We start from the raw sequence: 18,718 nt of genomic DNA, 5'->3' as shown, positions 1-18,718 counted from the left end.
AACAGCTAACTGTCGGTCTTCCTCTCTATGGTCTTGGTTCGTGGATCCGGTTCAAGGCACTCTCGACGAGCTCGGCACGCCGCTGAGCGACGTCACGTTCGTCGTGTTCGACCTCGAGACGACCGGGGGCTCCCCGGCCGATCACATGATCACCGAGATCGGCGCGGTCAAGGTGCGGGCAGGCGAGGTCCTCGGCGAGTTCTCCACGCTGGTCGATCCCGGTGGGCCGATCCCGCCGTTCATCTCCGTGCTGACCGGCATCACCGACGCCATGGTGGTGGCCGCGCCGCGCATCGAGTCGGTGCTGCCGGCCTTCCTCGAGTTCATCCGCGGCACGACCCTGGTCGCCCACAACGCGAGCTTCGACACCCGCTTCGTCAAGGCGGCCTGCGCCGCCCACGGCTATCCCCCGCCGGCCAACCCGGTCGTCGACACCGTCGACCTGGCCCGCCGCGTGCTGACCCGTGACGAGACGCCCAACGCCAAGCTCGCCACGCTGGCCAGGTTCTTCCGCAGCCCGACCGATCCCTGCCACCGCGCCCTGCAGGACGCCCGGGCCACCGTCCACGTGCTCCACGGCCTGATCGAGCGGGCCGGCTCCTTCCAGGTCCACACGCTCGAAGAGCTCAAGTCCTTCGTCCGCGCCCCCACCCCCGAGCAGCAGGCCAAGCGCCACCTGGCCGAGTCGGTGCCGCACTCCCCCGGCGTCTACCTCTTCGAGGACGAACGCGGCGAGGTCCTCTACATCGGCAAGAGCACCAATCTGCGCAACCGCGTCCGTTCCTACTTCACCGCCAGCGAGACCCGCCCGCGCATCCGCGAGATGATCGGCATCGCCGAACGCGTCCGCCACATCGTCTGCACCACCGCCCTCGAAGCCGAGGTACGCGAGCTACGCCTGATCGGCGGCGCCAAGCCCCGCTACAACCGCCGGTCCCGCTTCCCGGAGAAGGTCGTCTGGCTCAAGCTGACCGACGAGCCGTTCCCCCGCCTGTCGATCGTCCGCGAGCTCAAGGACGACGGCGCCGCCTACCTCGGCCCGTTCTCCAGCAGCCGCTCGGCCGACGACGCCCGCATCGCCCTGCACGAGGCGGTGCCGCTGCGCCAGTGCACCCAGCCGATCAGCCTGCGCACCCACCGCGCGGCCTGCGTCCTGTATGAGATGGGCCGCTGCGGGGCGCCGTGCGAGGGCAGGGAGAGCCAGACCGACTACGCGCTCCACGCCCAGGCCGCCCGCCGGGCCATGACCCTCGACGCCTCGACCGTCTTCTCCGCGGTCTCGGCCCGCATGGAACGCCTCTCGGTCGAGCAGCGCTATGAGGAGGCGTCCATCGACCGCGACCGTCTCGCGGCCTTCGTCCGCGCCGCGGCCCGCATGCAGCGCTTGACGGCCATCACCCGCATCCCGCAATTGGTGGCCGCGAGCCCGGCCTTCGACGGCGGCTGGGACATCCACGTCGTCCGCTACGGCCGGCTCAGCGCGGCCGGCGTCATGCCGCGCGGCGCCCACCCCGTCCCCTACGTGGAGTCCCTCGTGGCCACGGCCGAGAGCGTCATCCCCGGCCCCGGGCCCGTCCACGCGGCCAGCGCCGAGGAGACCGAGTGCATCCTGCGCTGGCTGGAGTCGCCGGGCGTCCGCCTGGTGGAGGTCGAGGGCGAGTGGAGCCTGCCCGCCCACGGCGCCGCCCGCCACAAAGCCCGCATCGACCTCGCCTACCGCGGCCTCGATCAGGGCCGCTAGAGTTGGGCCCATGGTCACGGCTATCGTCCACATCAATGCCGAGGTAGACCGCATCCCGGAGGTCGCCCAGACGATCGCCGAGATCGACGGGGTCAGCGAGGTCTACTCCATCACCGGCGAATACGACCTGCTGGCGATGGTGCGGGTGGCCGCCTACGAGCAGATCGCCGAGGTGATCCCGGGGCGCCTCAACAAGGTGGCCGGCGTGCTCCACACCGAAACCCACATCGCCTTCCGCACCTATTCCAAGCATGACCTTGATGCGGCGTTCTCCATCGGTTTCGGAGAAAGCGACTAAACCCGCCCCACCCAAAAACCCCTTTTTGCTGTTTTACGGCTGGCACGGTGGGCCCCAATGCGGGGGCAGGGCTGGGCTCTGTCCAGGGATACGGTACTGAGGTGTCCGGGGCTGGGCGCCGTGACGAGACGGTGAGACCGTGGCTTCCGGCGGCTTCTCGCCGTACGTCGCCTGCTCGTCACCCCGCTGTTCCCGGCGTTCCTGCGCCACGGCACCGGCACCGCTTTTCTACGACGGCGAACTCACCGGACGACCTGACCGCCGGACACCAGACACAGGTGTGACTCGCAACCCACCGCCGGTGATCTTTGCCACTGCCGGGTCGCTCGGAACGGCGGTGCGACGGTCGCGGGTGTCCGGCACGCTCCAGGCGGTCGAAGGATCTCAGCCCGCGGCGGACGACAGAGCAAAGGCAAGAAGATCTCCTTGCCACTTCCAACGTATAGCGCACAGGGGGGCTTGCGGCAAGACCCGGGTCTTGCCGCAGAATCGGCGGCCGGACACAGCACCGACGAGGAAACGGGAGGCACGACGTGGGTGTGTTGTCGATGTACGGGGGACACGACGACCTCGAACCGCGGATGAGATCGGCGGTGCGGTTGCGGGCGCTTGACGCGGTGCGACGGAGCATGGCCGCCTCGGAGGTGTCGCGATGATCGAGCAGTACGTGTTGGATCTTCAAGAGGTTGACCAGACGCAGGTCGCGGTCGTTGGCGGCAAGGCCGCGCACCTGGGCGGGCTGTCGCGGATCGACGGCATCCGCGTGCCGGCCGGGTTCTGCGTGACGACGTACGCCTTCCGGCGGATCATGACGGAAGCGCCGTCGATCGACGAACGGCTCGATCAGCTGTCGCGCCTGAACCCGGATGACCGGGAGGCGATCCGCACGCTCAGCGCGGAGATCCGCCGGACCATCGACGGGATCGCCATCCCGGGCGACCTGGCGGCGGCGATCACCCGCGCGCTCGCCCAGCCCGGCGAGCAGGCCGCCTACGCCGTGCGATCCAGCGCGACGGCAGAGGACCTGCCGACGGCATCCTTCGCCGGCCAGCAGGACACGTACCTGAACGTCGTGGGGCTGGCGGCGATCCTCCAGCATGTCAGCCGGTGCTGGGCGTCGCTGTTCACCGAGCGGGCCGTGACTTACCGCCTGCGGAACGGCATCGACCACCGTACGGTCCACATGGCCGTGGTCGTGCAGCAGATGGTCTTCCCGGATGCGTCCGGCATCCTGTTCACGGCCGACCCCGTCACGGGCAGCCGGAAGGTCGCCACCGTGGACGCCGGCTTCGGCCTCGGCGAGGCCCTGGTCTCCGGCCTGGTGAACCCGGACGTCTTCAAGGTGCGCGACGACGAGGTCGTCGCCAGGACGGTCGCCGCCAAACAGCGCGCCGTTCACGCCCTGCCGGCCGGCGGGACGCGGGAAGTGGCGATCGACCGGCAGCGGCAGGAGCAGCCGGCGCTGACGGATGAGCAGGTCGTACGGCTCGTGCGGCTCGGGCGGCGGATCGAAGCGCATTTCGGCCGCCCGCAGGACATCGAATGGTGCCTGGCCGACGATGACTTCCAGATCGTGCAGAGCCGGCCGATCACCACGCTGTTCCCCATCCCCGCGGCCCGCGACCAGGAGAACCACGTCTACCTCTCCGTCGGTCATCAGCAGATGATGACCGACCCCATGAAGCCACTGGGGCTCTCCATGTGGCAGCTGACGGCCATGGCGCCGATGCACGAGGCCGGCGGGAGGCTGTTCGTCGACGCCACCCGGCGTCTGGCCTCGCCCGCGAGCCGCGCCGGCTTCCTGGAGATGGTGGGGAGGTCCGATCCGCTGACCAGGGACGCGCTGGAGACCGTCCTCGACCGCCGCGACTTCGTCCCGACGCTCCCGGAGGCTGGTCCCGGCGGCCCGCCGGCCGGCGGGCCGGCCGCCCCGATCGAGACGGATCCGGCCATCGTCACCGAGCTGATCGTGCGCACCCAGGCCTCCATCACCGCCCTGCGGCGCGACATCCGGACGAAGACCGGACCGGCGCTGTTCGACTTCCTGCTGGAGGCCTTCCAGGAGCACAGGCGAGTCCTCGGTGATCCCTTGAGCATGCAGGCGATCATGGCGGGGATGGAGGCCACCTGGTGGCTCAACGACCAACTGCGGGAATGGCTGGGCGAGAAGAACGCGGCCGACACCCTCACGCTGTCCGCCCCCGACAACATCACGTCGGAGATGGGACTGGCGCTGCTGGACGTCGCCGACGTGATCCGCCCGCATCCGCAGGTGGTGGCGTTCCTGCGGGACGTCGAGGACGACGGTTTCCTGGACGAGCTGCCGAAGCTCGCGGGCGGGACGGAAGCGCGCCACGCCATCGAGGCCTACCTCGACCGCTACGGCATGCGCTGCGTCGGCGAGATCGACATCACGAGGCCGCGTTGGCGCGAACGCCCCACCACGCTCGTGCCCGTGATCCTCGACCACGTCAGGAACTTCGAGCCGGGCGCCGCCGAGCGGCGCTTCGAGCAAGGACGGCAGGCGGCGCAGAAGAAGGCGCAGGAGGTGCTCGAACACCTGCGGGCCCTGCCGGACGGGGAGCACAAGGCCGACGAGGCCAAGCGGATGATCGACCGGGTCCGGACCTTCATCGGCTACCGGGAGTACCCGAAGTACGGCATCATCAGCCGCTACTTCGTCTACAAGCAGGCCTTACTGGAAGAGGCCGAGCGCCTCGTGCAGGCCAACGTGCTCTTCGAGAAGGAGGACGTCTTCTACCTCACGTTCCAGGAGTTCCACGACGTCGTGCGCTCGAACCAGGTGGATGACAGGCTCATCCAGGAGCGCAAGGACGCGTTCCGGTCGTACCATGCGCTCACGCCGCCCCGGGTGCTCACGTCTGACGGCGAGGCCCTCTCCGGGGCGTACCGACGCGACGACGTGCCGGCCGGCGCCCTGATCGGCCTCCCGGTCTCCGCCGGGACCATCGAAGGGCGCGCCCGCGTCATCCTCGACATGGCCCAGGCCGATCTCGAACCGGGTGACATCCTCGTCACGACCCACACGGACCCGAGCTGGACGCCCCTCTTCGTCGCCATCGCAGGCCTGGTGACGGAGGTCGGAGGATTGATGACACACGGCGCGGTGATCGCACGGGAGTACGGCCTGCCGGCTGTCGTCAGCGTGGTCGATGCCACCCGGCTGATTCCCGATGGGCAGCGGATCCGCGTGCACGGAAGCGACGGGTACGTCGAGATTCTGCCTTGACTGGGCACGCGGATCGGCGGCACGCCGCATTACCCGGGATAACCGGCAAAGCGTCGTGAGTGGTCAGACGGCTCGGCCCAGGAAGGCGAGGAGTTGCCGGTGCAGGGGTGCGTCCTCGGCGGTCTGGGTCTCGGGGCCGAACACGCCGGGGATCCGGTAGGCGTCGATGCCCATGGAGCGCATCGTCACCAGGAGGTCCCCGCACAGTTCCTCGTCGACCAGGGACTCCTGACCGGTGGCGATCGCCAGGTCGAGGCCGTGTACGAGGATCTCCGTCAGGTGGACCACGGCGGCCAGCGGCCCGGGGAGGGCGCCGAGGGAGATGTGCACGGTCTGCTCCAGCGCATCTGGACGGCGCCACGCGGCGCGGTCGGCCGCCGCGGCCTTCTCGTACGCGCCCACGGGGTCCGCGCCCAGCCAGTCCGCCTCGTGGTCGGCGCCCGGGTCGGTCCCGTCGAGCTTGGCGGCGAAGATCCGCATGCCGCCCACGACGTGGTTGAGCAGCGTACGGACGTCCCAGCCCGCGCACGGCGTGGGCCGGTCCCACTGATCGGCGGCGATGCCGGCGACTATGCCGGCCGTCATGTCGGCGGCCCGTTCGATCTGGTCGACTACCTGGCTCATGCTCGATCCCCTCATAAGTTAACGAGTGTAAGGTTACATCGCTGAGCTAACGGATGTAAAGTCATGGCATGAGCAGTGAAACGCACCGCACACGGAACAGGCGCGGCGAGGGTTCCCGGCTACGCGGCGAGATCATCGCGGCGGCGACCGCGCTCCTGGAGCAGGCGGGCAGCGAGGACGCGATCACGCTCCGGGGGGTGGCCCGCCAGGCAGGGGTGTCCGCCCCGTCGATCTACGCCCACTTCGCCGACCGCGAGGAGATCATCGGCGCGGTGGTGGCGCGGGCGTTCGCCGAGCTCGATGAGGCGCTCGGCACGACCGTCGAAGGCGAGACCGATCCCGCGCGGCGGTTGTGGAAGCTGTGCGAGGCTTATCTGGACTTCGCCGAGAGCAGGCCGCACCGCTATCGGGTGGCGTTCGGCAGGCACAGCACCGCCGACCCGACCACCACCGGCTCGGCCACGCGGCTGGAGGATCTGTCGGGCGGCCGGGCATTCACCCGCCTGATCGAGGCGGTCGCCGACTACGCGAAGAGCGAGCGCGCAAACGACGGCGACGCGAAAGACGGTAGCGCCGACGCCGGCACCACGCAGAATGGCCCCGCGCAGGACCGTCGCGCGAACGACGTCCCAGCGCGGAACGGCCGCGCGAAGAACGGCTACGCGGCGAGCCGGTCGCCGCAGGTCGCGGCCACCGCCCTGTGGGTGGCTCTGCACGGGTACGCGGCGTTGACCGCGAGCGTCCCGCTGTTCCCATGGCCCGATCGGCGAGAGATGCTCAGCACGCTACTCGCCTCCGTAACCCCGGCCCCATAGAAACCCGGCACGGCAAAAGAGCGGGCCCGGACGGAAGATCCGTCCGGGCCCGGAGATGAAGAGGAAGAACTACCGCGTCAGCGTATGGTCATCGCCGGCGCCGACAGCCGCGTGCTCGTCTTCATGCTCATGCCCATGCCCGTGCCCGTCGTCGAGCGGGATCTTCTCCCCGCCGTACGCCTTGGACATGAGGGCGCGCAGCTTGCCGAGCGGGCCGCGCATCCCCTTCGGCGGGATGCCCGAGCTGTCGGGCGCGACCGGCAGCATCAGCACCGGCTCCTTGCCCCGCACGTGCGCCTCGATGTCGTCGTCCGGCGGCGTGTGGAGCTCGATGTACTCGCCGTGCGGCAGCCGCTTGATCACGCCGGACTCGACGCCGTGCGAGACGACGGCCGCGTCGTAGCGCTGCAGGCCGAGACACGTGCGATACGTGATCAGGTACGCCAGCGCGGGCCCCAGGAAGATCAGCCACCGCCCCACGATCGTGGTGACGTTGAGGCTGATCTGGAAGTTCGCCGAGATCTCGTCGTTGGCGCCGAGCAGCCAGAGCACACCGTAGAACGTGATGGCCGTCATGCCGATCGCGGTGCGGTGCGGGTTGTTGCGCGGGCGGTCGGCGATGTGGTGCTCGCGGTGGTCGCCCGTCACCCAGCGTTCGAGGAACGGATAGAGCGCCAGGCCCGTCATGATGATGCCCATCGGCACCAGCGCCGGGATGATCACGTTGAGCGGCAGTGTGCCCGCGTGGGCCGTGCCGAACAGGTTGATCTCCCACGGCACCATGATGCGCAGCGCGCCTTCGAGGAAGCCCATGTAGAAGTCGGGCTGCGAACCCGCCGACACGTCGGCCGGCGTGTAGGGCCCGAACAGCCAGATCGGGTTGATCTGGGCGAACGTCGCGAGCCCCGCCACCACCGCGAACGTGAACAGGAAGTACGCGCCCGCCTTGGCCATGAAGGCCGGGTAGAAGGGCGCTCCCACCACGTTGTGGTTGTTGCGGTTCTTGCCGGGCATCTGGGTGTGCTTCTGCGTCCACATGAGCACCATGTGGGCGGAGACGAGCGCCAGGATGATGCCCGGGATGAGCAGGATGTGCAGCGAGTAGAACCGGGAGATGACATCATCACCCGGATATTCGCCGCCGAACAGGAAGAACGTGATGTAGGTGCCGACCAGCGGCAGCGAGATCGCCACGCCCTCGGTGATCCGCAGACCGGCGCCGGACAGCAGGTCGTCAGGCAGGGAGTAGCCGGTCAGACCCTCGGCGAGCGCCAGCGTCAGCAGCCCGACGCCGATCAGCCAGTTGAGCTCGCGCGGCTTGCGGTAGGCGCCGGTGAAGAACACGCGCAGCGCGTGCACCGTCATGCCGGCCACGAACATCAGGGCCGCCCAGTGGTGCATCTGCCGCATGAGCAGTCCACCGCGGACGTCGAAGCTGAGCTCCAGCGACGACGCGTAGGCCTGGGACATCATGACGCCCTTGAGCGGGGCGTACGACCCGTCGTAGGCGATCTCCGCCATGCTGGGCTTGAACCAGAACGTCAGGAACGTCCCGGTCAGCAGCAGGATGACGAAGGAGTAGAGCGCGATCTCCCCCAGCAGGAACGACCAGTGGTCAGGGAAGACCTTGCGGAAATTGCGCTTGAGGAAGTTGGCCGCGCCGAGGCGCTCGTCGAGGAAGTTCGACGGGCCCGCGATGCCCTTCGGAACGGTGGTCAGCTCGCTCATGCCTGGCCTCCCTTGGACCTGGCCTCGGCTTCGGCGTCGCCGCGCTCCCAGTAGCTGGGACCGGGCGGCACGTTGAAGTCCCCCTTGGCGATGAGGAAGCCCTCGCCGTCGACCGTGATCGGCAGCTGCGGCAGCGGCCGGGCGGCCGGGCCGAAGATGACCTTGGCGCCGTCGGCGGCGTCGAAGGTCGACTGGTGGCAGGGGCAGAGGATGTGGTGGGTGGTCTGCTCGTAGAGGGCCGCCGGGCAGCCCACGTGCGTGCAGATCTTGGAGTAGGCGACGATGCCGTCGTGCGTCCAGTTCTGGTTGGTCCCGGACTTGATCTCTTCCGGGCGGAACTTGATCAAGATCAGCGTGGCCTTGGCCAGGGCGTTCAGGTCGTGCTCGTAGCCCTCGGGCACCACCGACAGGATGCCGCCCGGCGAGTTGAAGTCCGCCGCGCGGATCGGCTGGCCGGTGCCCTCGACGACGAGCCTGAGCGGCTTGCCCTCCTTGGTCTTCTCGCCCCAGACCGTGTGCCGCAGCGTCTTGTTGAAGGCGGCGCCGGGCATCTTGGAGTTGTCCAGGTCGCGCAGCAGCACCACCGGGAGCAGGCCCAGCGGCGCGGCCGCGAGCAGCAGCGTGCGGCGCATCATCTTGCGCTTGACGAAGCCGCTCTCGTTGGCGCCCTGCACGAACGTCTCGGCGACGTACTCACGGTCGTCCTCGGCGGAGACCATGGGGTGGCGCTCTTGGACCAGGGAGTACTTGGGCATGATCATGCGGACCCACACCACGATGCCGCAGGCCAGCCCCAGCAGCGCCAGCGTCAGCGTGCTGCCGAGTGCGAGGTTGGAGACGCCTGTGCTCTCCGGGCTGCCGACCTGGAAGTAGACGTAGGAGATGATGAACGCGATGCCCGCGAGGAACGTGACCGCGAAGCAGAGCGTCGCGATCCTCTCGGCCTTGCGCGCCTTCGTCTCGTCCTGCAGCGTGACGCCCGGGACGTCGACCTCGGCTTCCTCGGTTTCGGGGGCGCCGAGCATCGAGGTGCCCGGCACGGGAGTGCCGATGACGCGCTTGGGAACGCGCTCGTCCGGCTGCTCGATCTCGTGCTCGTTGTCTGTCATGACTTCTGTCGCTTCTTCGCGGTGATCCAGATGGCTGCGAGGGCGAGGGCACTGAGGCCCGCTATCCACGCTACGAGACCTTCGGTGACCGGTCCAATACGTCCGAGGCCGAAACCTCCCGGGTCCTTCTGCGCGCGAACCTCGGTGATGTAGGCGATCATGCTGCGCTTCTCTTCAGGCGTGATCGTCGAGTCGTTGAAGACCGGCATCGCCTGCGGGCCGGTGACCATCGCCTCGTAGATCTGCGTGGGAGACGCCTGGTTCAGGTTGGGCGCGTACTTCCCTCGGGTCAGCGCACCGCCCGCGCCGACCCAGTTGTGGCACTGGATGCAGTTGGCGCGGAAGAGCTCGCCACCCTTGCCGGCGTCGCCGAGCTTGGCGTCGACCTGCTCCTTGCCGGGCACCTGCGGGCCGCCGCCGAGCGACTGCACGTAGGCGCCGAGCTTGCTGATCGCGTCCGGGTTGACCCAGTCCGACAGCGGCTTGCGCGGCGCCTGGGCGCCGGAGTCGGCCGCGGGCATGCGGCCCGTGCTCACCTGGAAGTCCACGGCCGCGGCACCGACGCCGATGAGCGTGGGGCCCTTGCCGGTGATGCCCTGCGCGTTGAGCCCGTGGCAGCTGGAGCAGTGTGCCTCGAACAAGGCCTTACCCTCGGCCACGTCGTCGACCCTGCCTGACGCGAGTGCCGCGTCGGCAGGCTTGCCCACCTGGACAAAGGCGGTGTATGCCATCCCGACCAGCGCCAGGGCGAAAATCAGGACGGCGTATCTCGCGAGGGGATGCCGCCGCCAAGCGGTGATCCTAGTCACAGAGATCCCGTTCCTTAACGAATAATGTAGATGGTCGCGAAAAGGCCGATCCAGACGACGTCGACGAAGTGCCAGTAGTAGGACACGACGATCGCGCTGGTGGCCTGCTCATGCGTGAAGCGCTTCGCGGCGTACGTGCGTCCCAGCATGAACAGGAACGCGATCAGGCCACCCGTCACGTGCAGGCCGTGGAAGCCCGTCGTCAGGTAGAACACCGAGGTGAAGGCGTTCGCGGACAGGGTCGCGCCCTCTTTCGCCAGCTCGCCGTACTCGTACAGCTGACCGGCGACGAAGACCGCGCCCATCAGGAAGCTGACGAGGTACCAGAAACGGAGCTTGCCGACCTGCCCCTTCTCCGCGGCCCACACGCCCATCTGGCACGTCACACTCGACAGAACCAGAATGATCGTGTTGGCCGTCGCGAACGGGATGTTCAGGTGAGCGCCTTCGGCTTCCACGCCCTGCATGACGAGCGCGGGGCCCCACTCGAGGCCCTTGCCCTCGCTCACCGACCGGATGGTGAAGTACATCGCGAACAGCGCCGCGAAGAACATGAGCTCGGAGGACAGCCAGACGATCGTACCGACGCTGACCAGATTGGGTCTGCGGTACGGCTGTGCTGTCGTCGTCGAAGTTATTGCGGATGCTGTCGCCACGGGCAGCATTATTGCGGCTTCTGTAGCCGGTCCGACGCACGACCCCCCCGTAGCAGGAACAAACATGCCTACAACCCAAGAAAATAGGGACAAAACGACCGCTAGAGACGGCGGCCTGGGTTTGGGGGCCGGGGCACCGGTACGATTCCAGGTGACCATACCGCTTCGACCGATAGTGAGCGCGACCGTGAGCACCGACGACACGATGAGGGTCCTCGTCTACAGCGACGACGCCGCCACCCGTGAAGAGGTACGGCTGGCGATCGGCCGGCGACCCGCCGCCGATGTCCCCTTCGTGGAGATCGTGGAGTGCGCCACCGAGCCCAAAGTGCACCAGTGGCTGGGTTCCGGTGAGATCGACGTGGCCGTCCTCGACGGCGAGACCCAGCCGGCGGGCGGCATGGGCGTCTCGCGCCAGGCCAAGGACGAGGTCTACGACTGCCCTCCCGTCTGCCTGATCATCGCCAGGCGCGACGACCGCTGGCTGGCCGACTGGTCCAAGGCCGACGCCGTGGTCCCGCAGCCGCTGGAGCCCATGGTGCTGGCCGACACCGTCGCCGACCTGATGCGCCGCCGCGCCTCGACCCGACTCAACGCGAAGTAGGTGCCTTCCGTGGATGCCCGGACGACCTGGCCCGCCCTGCTTTCCGCTCTCCTGTCAGGTGAGCATCTGACCGCCGACGAGACGTCCTGGGCGATGCGGGAGATCATGTCCGGCTCCGCGACGTCGGCCCAGATCGCCGGGTTCGCGATCGCGCTGCGGGCCAAGGGCGAGACGGTGGCCGAGGTCGCGGGCCTGGCCCGCACCATGCTGGAGCTGGCCACCCCCCTCCACATCGAGGGCCCGGTCGTCGACGTGGTCGGCACCGGCGGCGACCGCGCCCACACGGTCAACGTCTCGACGATGGCCGCCATCGTGGCCGCCGCCGCGGGCGCCCGCGTGGTCAAGCACGGCAACCGCGCCGCCTCCTCCTCGTGCGGCGCCGCCGACGTCCTGGAGCACCTCGGCATCCACCTCGACCTGACGCCCGAGCAGACGGCCCACGTCGCCCGCGAGGCGGGCATCGCCTTCTGCTTCGCCCCCGTCTACCACCCCGCGCTGCGCTTCGCCGGGCCGCCGCGCAAGGAGATCGGCGTCCCGACGGTCTTCAACTTCCTCGGCCCGCTCACCAACCCGGCCCGCCCCGCGGCCCAGGCCATCGGCGTCTTCGACAAGCGCATGCTGCCGATCCTGGCGGGTGTCTTCGCCGAGCGCGGCGTCTCCGCCCTGGTCTTCCGCGGCGACGACGGCCTCGACGAGCTGACGATCGCGACGACCTCCACGGTCTGGATCGTCAAGGACGGCGCCGCCACCCAGACCGTCTTCGACCCCGCCGTCCTGGGCATCCCCCGGGCCGACGCGGACGCCCTCAGGGGCGGCGACGTCGCCTTCAACGCCCAGGCGGTCCACGACCTCCTGCGCGGCAAGCCAGGCCCGGTGCGCGACGCCGTGCTCCTCAACGCGGCGGCGGCCCTGGTGGCGCTGGACGGGCCCGGCGACGACCTCGACGCGGCCATGATCGACGGCTACGCGCGCGCCGCCCAGGCCGTCGACTCCGGAAACGGCTCGGCCACCCTGGACCGCTGGATAGCGACCAGCCGCGCCCTCCGCCCCGCCTGACAGGCTGGCTCGCTCAGAGACCGCCTGACAGGTCGGCTCGCTCAGCAGGCCGCCTGGAGAGGCCAGTATGCTCAACAGGCCGCCTGACAGGCTGTCACGCTCAACAGGCCGCTGACGGCGCTGGCTCGCCCAGGAGGCCGCCACAGGGGCCTACGGGAGCCGTCAGTGGATGAGCATCGTCGGTGCCGCCTTGAGTGAGCTCCACTTGAGCCACTCCTTCCAGCTCTCCTGCCAGTGCCCCCACCCGTTGGTCGGCTCCAGCGGGCGGGGTGAGCCCGTGATGATGATCGGATCCCCGATCAGCGTGTTCTTGATGAACCAGGCCGCGTTCTCCGGGCTGACGTTCACGCAGCCGTGGCTCACGTTCGAGTAGCCCTGCGAGCCGACCGACCACGGCGCGCTGTGAATGTACTCGCCGCTGTTCGAGATGCGTACGGTGTTGTAGACGGTCAGCTGGTAGTAGCCCGGCGACCCGGGCCCGATGCCGGGTGAGGTCATGACGGTCACCGGCTCCCTGGACATGGCCAGGTGGACGCCGGAGGTCGTGTAGTACTTCCAGGCCCCGCCCTGGCCGGCGCTCATCGGCATGGTGCGGATCTTCTTGCCGTCACGGCGGACCGTCAGCATGTGGACGTCGGTGCTGCCCTTGGTGATCTGCTCACGGCCGATCTTGAAGTTGAAGGCGAAGTCGCGCTTTCCGTACACGCCTTCCGCACCCCGTACGCCGGCCAGATGGGCTTCCAGCCGGACGTTGGTGTGGGCGGGCCAGTACTTCGCCGGCCGGAAGTCCACGTGCCGGTCGTCGAACCAGTGCCAGGCGCCCTCGACCGGCTTCGAGCTGCGGATGGTGAGGTTGCGCTCGACCGCCACCCGGTCGGTGATCGGCTGGTCGAACGTGATCATGACCGGCATGCCGACCCCGACCGTCAGGCCGGTGTCGTACCGGTTGGGCGTCACCGTCTCGAGGTCGAAGAACTTCTCCGCCTTGACCGTCGAGAACGTGCTGGTGGTCTCGCTCGTCTTGCCGTCGGGGCCGGCGGCGACCGTGGTGACCGTGTACGTGGTGCCCGGCTTGGCGATCCGGGTGCTGCGCCAGCTGGTGCCGTCGGCGCTGAGCACGCCCGGCAACTGACCCGCCTTGCCCCCCTGGATGCGGACGCTCTTGAGCGTGCCGGACTGGGCGGCGACGAGGACGGTGTGGTCTGTAGGGATATTTGCGGATTTGTCGAGCGGGTTCACCACGACCGTGGCCCCCGCAGCCGGCTTCCCCGCCCCGGTCGTGGCCGTACTGGCGACCGCGCTCGCCCCGCCGGTGGCGCCCACCGGGGCGGCGTTTCCAGTAGTGCCGGTCTCGGACCCCGAGCACGACGCCAGCAGAGCCAGGGCCAGCAGTCCGGCCGATCTATGAGCCAAGCGCCCCACGTGCACTCCCCCGTCCGAGATCGCTCCATTCCCCTCACTTATTACCCTGAGTGATCGATTCGTCACATCCGCCCCCCGGCAAAGAACAGCAAAAAGCGGGCGCCCCCTCCCAGAAGAGGACACCCGCCGTAAGCCTCGCCGTCAGTGCGAGAAGTTACCCCGGTAGTACTGGAAGACAAATCCGATCATGGCCATGATGATCAGGAATACGCCGATCAGGAACATCCAGAAGCCGATCACGAACCCGGCGAACGCGAACGCCGCCGCCAGGCACAGGAACAGCGGCCACCAGCTGCTCGGGCTGAAGAAGCCGATCTCACCGGCGCCGTCGCTGATCTCGGCCTGCTTGTTGTCCTCCGGCTGGGCGCCGATGCGCCGCGCCGTGAACATCAGGTAGTAGCCGATCATGAACGCGAAGCCGACCGAGATGGCCATGGCCGTGGTGCCGACCGGCTCTCCGTGACCCGTATCCGCCTTGGTCCAGAACCAGTAGGCGACGTCGACACCGGCGAAGAACAGGCCGCACAGCAGGAACAGCCAACCCTGAACCTTCATCAGGCCTCGACCTCCTGGGGCCTCTTGGCGGACACGTGCGGATAGTGCAGGTCGAACGCGGGACGCTCAGACCGGATCCGCGGCAGCGAGGTGAAGTTGTGCCGCGGCGGCGGGCAGGAGGTCGCCCACTCCAGCGAGTTGCCGTAGCCCCACGGGTCGTCGACCGTGACCTTCTGCCCGCTGCGCGCGGTCTTCCAGACGTTGTAGAAGAACGGCAGCACCGACAGGCCGAGCACGAACGCGCCGACCGACGAGATCATGTTCAGGTCGGTGAAGCCGTCGTTGGGGCTGTAGTCGGCGTAGCGGCGCGGGAAGCCGACGACGCCGAGCCAGTGCTGGATCAGGAACGTGGTGTGGAACCCGATGAACAGCAGCCAGAACTGCAGCTTGCCGAGCTTGTCGTCGAGCATCTTGCCGGTGAACTTGGGCCACCAGAAGTAGAAGCCCGCGAACATCGCGAACACCACGGTGCCGAAGACCACGTAGTGGAAGTGGGCCACGACGAAGTAGGTGTCGCTGATCTGGAAGTCGAGCGGCGGCGAGGCCAGGATGACGCCCGTCAGACCACCCAGCAGGAAGGTGATCAGGAAGCCGACCGAGAACAGCATCGGCGACTCGAACGAGAGATGCCCTCGCCACATCGTGCCGATCCAGTTGAAGAACTTCACGCCCGTCGGCACCGCGATGAGGAACGTCATGAACGAGAAGAACGGCAGCAACACCTGCCCGGTCGGGAACATGTGGTGCGCCCAGACCGTGATCGACAGGCCGGCGATCGAGATCGTCGCGGCCACGAGGCTGATGTAACCGAAGATCGGCTTGCGGCTGAAGACCGGGAAGATCTCACTCACGATGCCGAAGAACGGCAGCGCGATGATGTAGACCTCCGGATGGCCGAAGAACCAGAACAGGTGCTGCCACAGCAGCGCCCCTCCGTTGGCCGCGTCGAAGACGTGGGTGCCGAGCTTGCGGTCGGCCTCCAGGGCCAGCAGCGCGGCGGCCAGCACCGGGAAGGCCATCAGCACGAGCATGCTGGTCAGCAGGATGTTCCAGGTGAAGATCGGCATCCGGAACATGGTCATGCCCGGCGCGCGCATGGTGATGATCGTGGTGATGAAGTTCACCGAGCCGAGGATCGTGCCCAGGCCCGACAGCGCCAGACCCATGATCCACAGGTCACCGCCCATGCCCGGCGAGCTGATCGCGGTCGACAGCGGCGTGTAGGCGAACCAGCCGAAGGAGGCGGCGCCGTTGGGGGTGAAGAAGCCCGACACCGCGATGATGCTGCCGAACAGGTAGAGCCAGTAGCTCACCATGTTCAGCCGCGGGAAGGCCACGTCGGGCGCGCCGATCTGCAGCGGCATCAGCTCGTTGGCGAAGCCGGCGAACAGCGGCGTCGCGAACATCAGCAGCATGATCGTGCCGTGCATGGTGAACAGCTGGTTGAACTGCTCGTTGCTGGTGATCTGCAGCCCCGGCTGCGCCAGCTCGGCCCGCATGATCAGCGCCATGACGCCGCCGATCAGGAAGAAGGCGAACGACGTGATCAGATAGAGGTGACCGATGATCTTGTGGTCGGTGCTGGACAGCCACTTCACGATCACCTGGCCCTTGGTAACGGGCCGGGCGGTCGTCGGGAGTGGCTCTTGGATGGCGGTCACTGGGCACTCCCAGCCTGGGTCGCGATGTACTGGTTCCACTCAGCGTCGGGGACGAGCTTCACCGAGAAGAGCATGCGGCTGTGGTCGACGCCGCACAGCTCGGCACAGCGGCCCGCGTAGACGTTGGGCTTGTTGAGCGTGGTGATCTCGAAGAAGCGGCCCTTGTTGTCCTTGGCCAGCCCCGGGATGACGTCACGCTTGAACAGGAACGCCGGCACCCAGAAGGAGTGGATGACGTCGGGCGACTCCAGCTCGAACTCCACCTTCTTACCCACGGGCAGCACGAGCTGCGGGCCCGACTTGTAGTCGCTCACGGGCTGGCCCACGACCGGCTTCAGCGTCTTGCCGTTGACCGTCGTGGTGAAGCGCCAGCTCCACTGGAACGCCTCCACCTTGACCTTGACGTCAGGGTGGCCGGACAGCACCTGCAGATCCCGGCTGTCGCGCGCGGTGAAGAAGAAGAACACCGAGACCATGACCAGCGGGATCAAGGTGTAGAGCATCTCGATCGGCAGGTTGTAACGGACCTGCGGCGGGAGCTCGGCCTTGGCCTTGCGCTTCACATGGAACACGCAAGCCCAGATGATCAGGACGATGACCACGGCGCCCGTGGCGAGTGCGGCGACCCAGGCCCCGTTCCAAAGATTCTGGACGATGTCGCCCTGGCTGGTGATGTGCTCGGGAAGCAGACCGTCGGACCAATTGGCCTTGGGAATGTCGTTAGCACATGCCGTAGCGGAGGCCAGCAGCAACGCCAAAGCGGCGGCTCGCGGCACTCTGCGCCGGGTCAACGAACGCCGTGGCGAACGGCGGGTCGGACTCACGGATCGCCTACCCCACAGATGAAGCCCAGGAGTCCTCCTGGGCGGTCGTATGTCTAAAAGCACAGCTGATTGGAGACACATTAGCGTGCAAGAGCCCCGCCCTCCCGCGCACCCCCTCGATGGTGCACCGCGAGTGGGACGATGGGTCTCGTGGCGTACTTTGACGCGGCCTCGACCGAGCCGCTCCACCCCCAGGCCCGCGAAGCGCTCCTGGCGGCGATCGATGTCGGCTGGGCCGACCCCGCGAGGTTGTACGGCCAGGCCCGCCGCGCGCACCTGCTGCTGGAACAGGCCCGTACGGAGGTGGCCGAGGCGCTCGGCGCGCGTCCCGACGAGGTGTCGTTCACCTCTTCGGGCACGCAGGCGGTGCATCTCGGCGTGCTCGGCACCCTACACGGCAGACGGCGCGCCGGACGGCACCTGGTGACGAGCGCGGTCGAGCACTCCAGCGTGCTGCACGCCGCCAGCCTGCACGAACGCGGCGGCGGTACGGTGGAGATCGTGGGGGTGGATCTGCGCGGACGCGTCGACCCGGCCGCCTTCAAGGCCGCCGTGTCCAGGCCCGATACGGGCCTGGCCTGCCTGCAGACGGCCAACCACGAGGTCGGCACGCTCCAGCCGGTGGACGAGGTGGCCGCCGCCTGCCGGGAGCACGGCGTCCCGCTGCTGGTCGACGCCGCCCAGACGGCCGGGCGGCTGCCGATCCCGCAGGGCTGGTCGGTCCTGACCGCGAGCGCCCACAAGTGGGGCGGTCCCGCCGGGGTGGGTGTGCTGGCGGTGCGCAAGGGCACGCGGTTCCGGTCGTTCCTGCCGGAGGACGAGCGCGAGCGGCGCCGGGTCCCCGGGTTCGAGAACGTGCCGGCCATCGTCGCCGCCGCGGCCGCCCTGCGGGCGATGACCGCCGAGGCGGCGCGGGAAGGTGCCCGGCTCTCCGCGCTCGTCGACAAGATCAGGCGGACCGTGCCGGAGATCGTGCCCGACGTGGAGGTGATCGGCGACCCCGTCGAGCGGGCGCCCCACATCGTGACCTTCTCCTGCCTCTACGTCGACGGGGAGGTGCTGCTCACCGAACTGGACAAAGCCGGATTCGCGGTATCGTCCGGGAGTTCATGCACCGCTAGTACGCTTCGTCCATCGCACGTTCTGGAAGCGATGGGCGTGCTCACGCATGGGAATGTCCGGGTGTCACTGCCCAGGGGCGCTTCCGCGGCCGAGGTCGACAGATTCCTGGCCGTGCTGCCCGATGTGGTGCACCGAATCCGGCAGGACGCAGGAGTCGCATGACCGAGGTCATTCAGCCGTCATTGACGATCGACGCGCTCGGGAAGAAGTGCCCGATTCCGATCATCATGCTCGCCGAGCAGATCAACTATGTCCCGCTCAACGCCGTGATCGCCGTCCTGGCCGACGATCCGGCCGCGTTCACGGACGTACCGGCGTGGTGCCGCCTGAAGTCCCACCGCCACGTGGGCTCCTACGAGCTGCCGCAGGGCGGCTGGTCCATTCACGTACGCCGCAATTACTGACATCTGGCACGTACGTTAAAAGATCTGCGTAAACCCCATC

General features: G+C 68.2%; 17 protein-coding genes. 8 read left to right on the top strand and 9 right to left on the bottom strand.

The genetic code is table 11. The annotated features are described in order from the left end of the window. Nucleotides 1-40: 40 nt before the first annotated feature. The 3 genes from AB0B91_RS12510 (at nt 41) to rph (ending at nt 5,289) form a co-directional block, all read left to right on the top strand. A complete protein-coding gene (locus AB0B91_RS12510) occupies nt 41-1,741 on the top strand; it encodes a DEDD exonuclease domain-containing protein (RefSeq protein WP_358318396.1) in 1,701 nt (566 codons plus the stop codon). Between the two features lie 10 nt (nt 1,742-1,751). Continuing rightward, nucleotides 1,752-2,039 carry an Lrp/AsnC ligand binding domain-containing protein gene (locus AB0B91_RS12505; RefSeq protein ID WP_214637825.1) on the top strand — a complete coding sequence of 96 codons (288 nt, stop codon included), beginning with the start codon at nt 1,752-1,754 and terminating at the stop codon, nt 2,037-2,039. A 652-nt stretch (nt 2,040-2,691) separates the two neighbouring features. Then, nucleotides 2,692-5,289, top strand: a complete 2,598-nt coding sequence (rph, locus tag AB0B91_RS12500) for a rifamycin-inactivating phosphotransferase (protein ID WP_358318395.1) — start codon at nt 2,692-2,694, stop codon at nt 5,287-5,289. A 63-nt stretch (nt 5,290-5,352) separates the two neighbouring features. Here the strand turns inward: rph and AB0B91_RS12495 are convergent, their stop codons facing one another. Further along, nucleotides 5,353-5,913, bottom strand: coding sequence for a TIGR03086 family metal-binding protein (locus AB0B91_RS12495; RefSeq protein ID WP_358318394.1), 561 nt, complete (start codon nt 5,911-5,913; stop codon nt 5,353-5,355). 68 nt (nt 5,914-5,981) lie between these two features. Here AB0B91_RS12495 and AB0B91_RS12490 point away from each other — a divergent pair, with 68 nt between their 5' ends. After that, nucleotides 5,982-6,728: a TetR/AcrR family transcriptional regulator gene (locus tag AB0B91_RS12490; RefSeq protein ID WP_358318393.1), complete on the top strand. Its 747-nt coding sequence runs from the start codon at nt 5,982-5,984 to the stop codon at nt 6,726-6,728. Between the two features lie 69 nt (nt 6,729-6,797). Here AB0B91_RS12490 and AB0B91_RS12485 read toward each other — a convergent pair whose 3' ends face one another. From AB0B91_RS12485 to AB0B91_RS12470, 4 genes are read right to left on the bottom strand one after another with little or no spacing between them, the layout of a single operon-like run. Beyond that, nucleotides 6,798-8,456 (bottom strand): ubiquinol-cytochrome c reductase cytochrome b subunit, encoded by a 1,659-nt coding sequence (locus AB0B91_RS12485; protein ID WP_358318392.1) that lies wholly within the window; start codon nt 8,454-8,456, stop codon nt 6,798-6,800. Next, nucleotides 8,453-9,565, bottom strand: coding sequence for a Rieske 2Fe-2S domain-containing protein (locus AB0B91_RS12480; protein ID WP_358318391.1), 1,113 nt, complete (start codon nt 9,563-9,565; stop codon nt 8,453-8,455). Before AB0B91_RS12480 ends, AB0B91_RS12485 begins: the two co-directional genes overlap by 4 nt. Continuing rightward, complete coding sequence (locus AB0B91_RS12475) at nt 9,562-10,374, bottom strand: c-type cytochrome (RefSeq protein WP_358318390.1); 813 nt, start codon at nt 10,372-10,374, stop codon at nt 9,562-9,564. Before AB0B91_RS12475 ends, AB0B91_RS12480 begins: the two co-directional genes overlap by 4 nt. A gap of 14 nt (nt 10,375-10,388) precedes the next feature. Continuing rightward, nucleotides 10,389-11,039, bottom strand: a complete 651-nt coding sequence (locus AB0B91_RS12470) for a heme-copper oxidase subunit III (RefSeq protein WP_358318389.1) — start codon at nt 11,037-11,039, stop codon at nt 10,389-10,391. A 196-nt stretch (nt 11,040-11,235) separates the two neighbouring features. Between AB0B91_RS12470 and AB0B91_RS12465 the strand changes: the two genes are divergently transcribed. Both AB0B91_RS12465 and trpD read left to right on the top strand, forming a co-directional pair. Then, the gene (locus AB0B91_RS12465) at nt 11,236-11,634 is read left to right on the top strand and encodes a hypothetical protein (RefSeq protein WP_214638065.1); all 399 of its coding nucleotides are present in this window, start codon (nt 11,236-11,238) and stop codon (nt 11,632-11,634) included. 9 nt (nt 11,635-11,643) lie between these two features. Beyond that, complete coding sequence (gene trpD / locus AB0B91_RS12460) at nt 11,644-12,690, top strand: anthranilate phosphoribosyltransferase (protein WP_358318388.1); 1,047 nt, start codon at nt 11,644-11,646, stop codon at nt 12,688-12,690. Nucleotides 12,691-12,852: 162 nt separating this feature from the next. On the opposite strand, the gene AB0B91_RS12455 is transcribed toward trpD, so the two are convergent. The 4 genes from AB0B91_RS12455 to AB0B91_RS12440 form a co-directional block, all read right to left on the bottom strand. After that, a complete protein-coding gene (locus AB0B91_RS12455) occupies nt 12,853-14,112 on the bottom strand; it encodes an Ig-like domain-containing protein (RefSeq protein WP_358318387.1) in 1,260 nt (419 codons plus the stop codon). A gap of 141 nt (nt 14,113-14,253) precedes the next feature. Continuing rightward, a complete protein-coding gene (locus tag AB0B91_RS12450; RefSeq protein WP_358318386.1) occupies nt 14,254-14,667 on the bottom strand; it encodes a cytochrome c oxidase subunit 4 in 414 nt (137 codons plus the stop codon). Next, nucleotides 14,667-16,328 (bottom strand): cytochrome c oxidase subunit I, encoded by a 1,662-nt coding sequence (gene ctaD, locus AB0B91_RS12445; RefSeq protein ID WP_358318385.1) that lies wholly within the window; start codon nt 16,326-16,328, stop codon nt 14,667-14,669. Before ctaD ends, AB0B91_RS12450 begins: the two co-directional genes overlap by 1 nt. Further along, nucleotides 16,325-17,119 (bottom strand): cytochrome c oxidase subunit II, encoded by a 795-nt coding sequence (locus AB0B91_RS12440; RefSeq protein ID WP_358318384.1) that lies wholly within the window; start codon nt 17,117-17,119, stop codon nt 16,325-16,327. The genes ctaD and AB0B91_RS12440 overlap by 4 nt, the downstream gene beginning before the upstream one ends. Before the next feature lie 174 nt (nt 17,120-17,293). Between AB0B91_RS12440 and AB0B91_RS12435 the strand changes: the two genes are divergently transcribed. Both AB0B91_RS12435 and AB0B91_RS12430 read left to right on the top strand, forming a co-directional pair. Further along, nucleotides 17,294-18,436: a cysteine desulfurase family protein gene (locus tag AB0B91_RS12435; RefSeq protein WP_358318383.1), complete on the top strand. Its 1,143-nt coding sequence runs from the start codon at nt 17,294-17,296 to the stop codon at nt 18,434-18,436. Further along, a complete protein-coding gene (locus tag AB0B91_RS12430) occupies nt 18,433-18,678 on the top strand; it encodes a sulfurtransferase TusA family protein (protein WP_214637838.1) in 246 nt (81 codons plus the stop codon). The genes AB0B91_RS12435 and AB0B91_RS12430 overlap by 4 nt, the downstream gene beginning before the upstream one ends. The last annotated feature ends 40 nt before the right edge of the window (nt 18,679-18,718 follow it).

This window comes from Nonomuraea sp. NPDC049141, from assembly GCF_040648415.1.
In the GTDB taxonomy this organism is placed as follows: Bacteria; Actinomycetota; Actinomycetes; order Streptosporangiales; family Streptosporangiaceae; genus Nonomuraea.
Note: the sequence above shows the minus strand (reverse complement) of the source record. Positions and strands in the feature narration are given on the sequence as shown.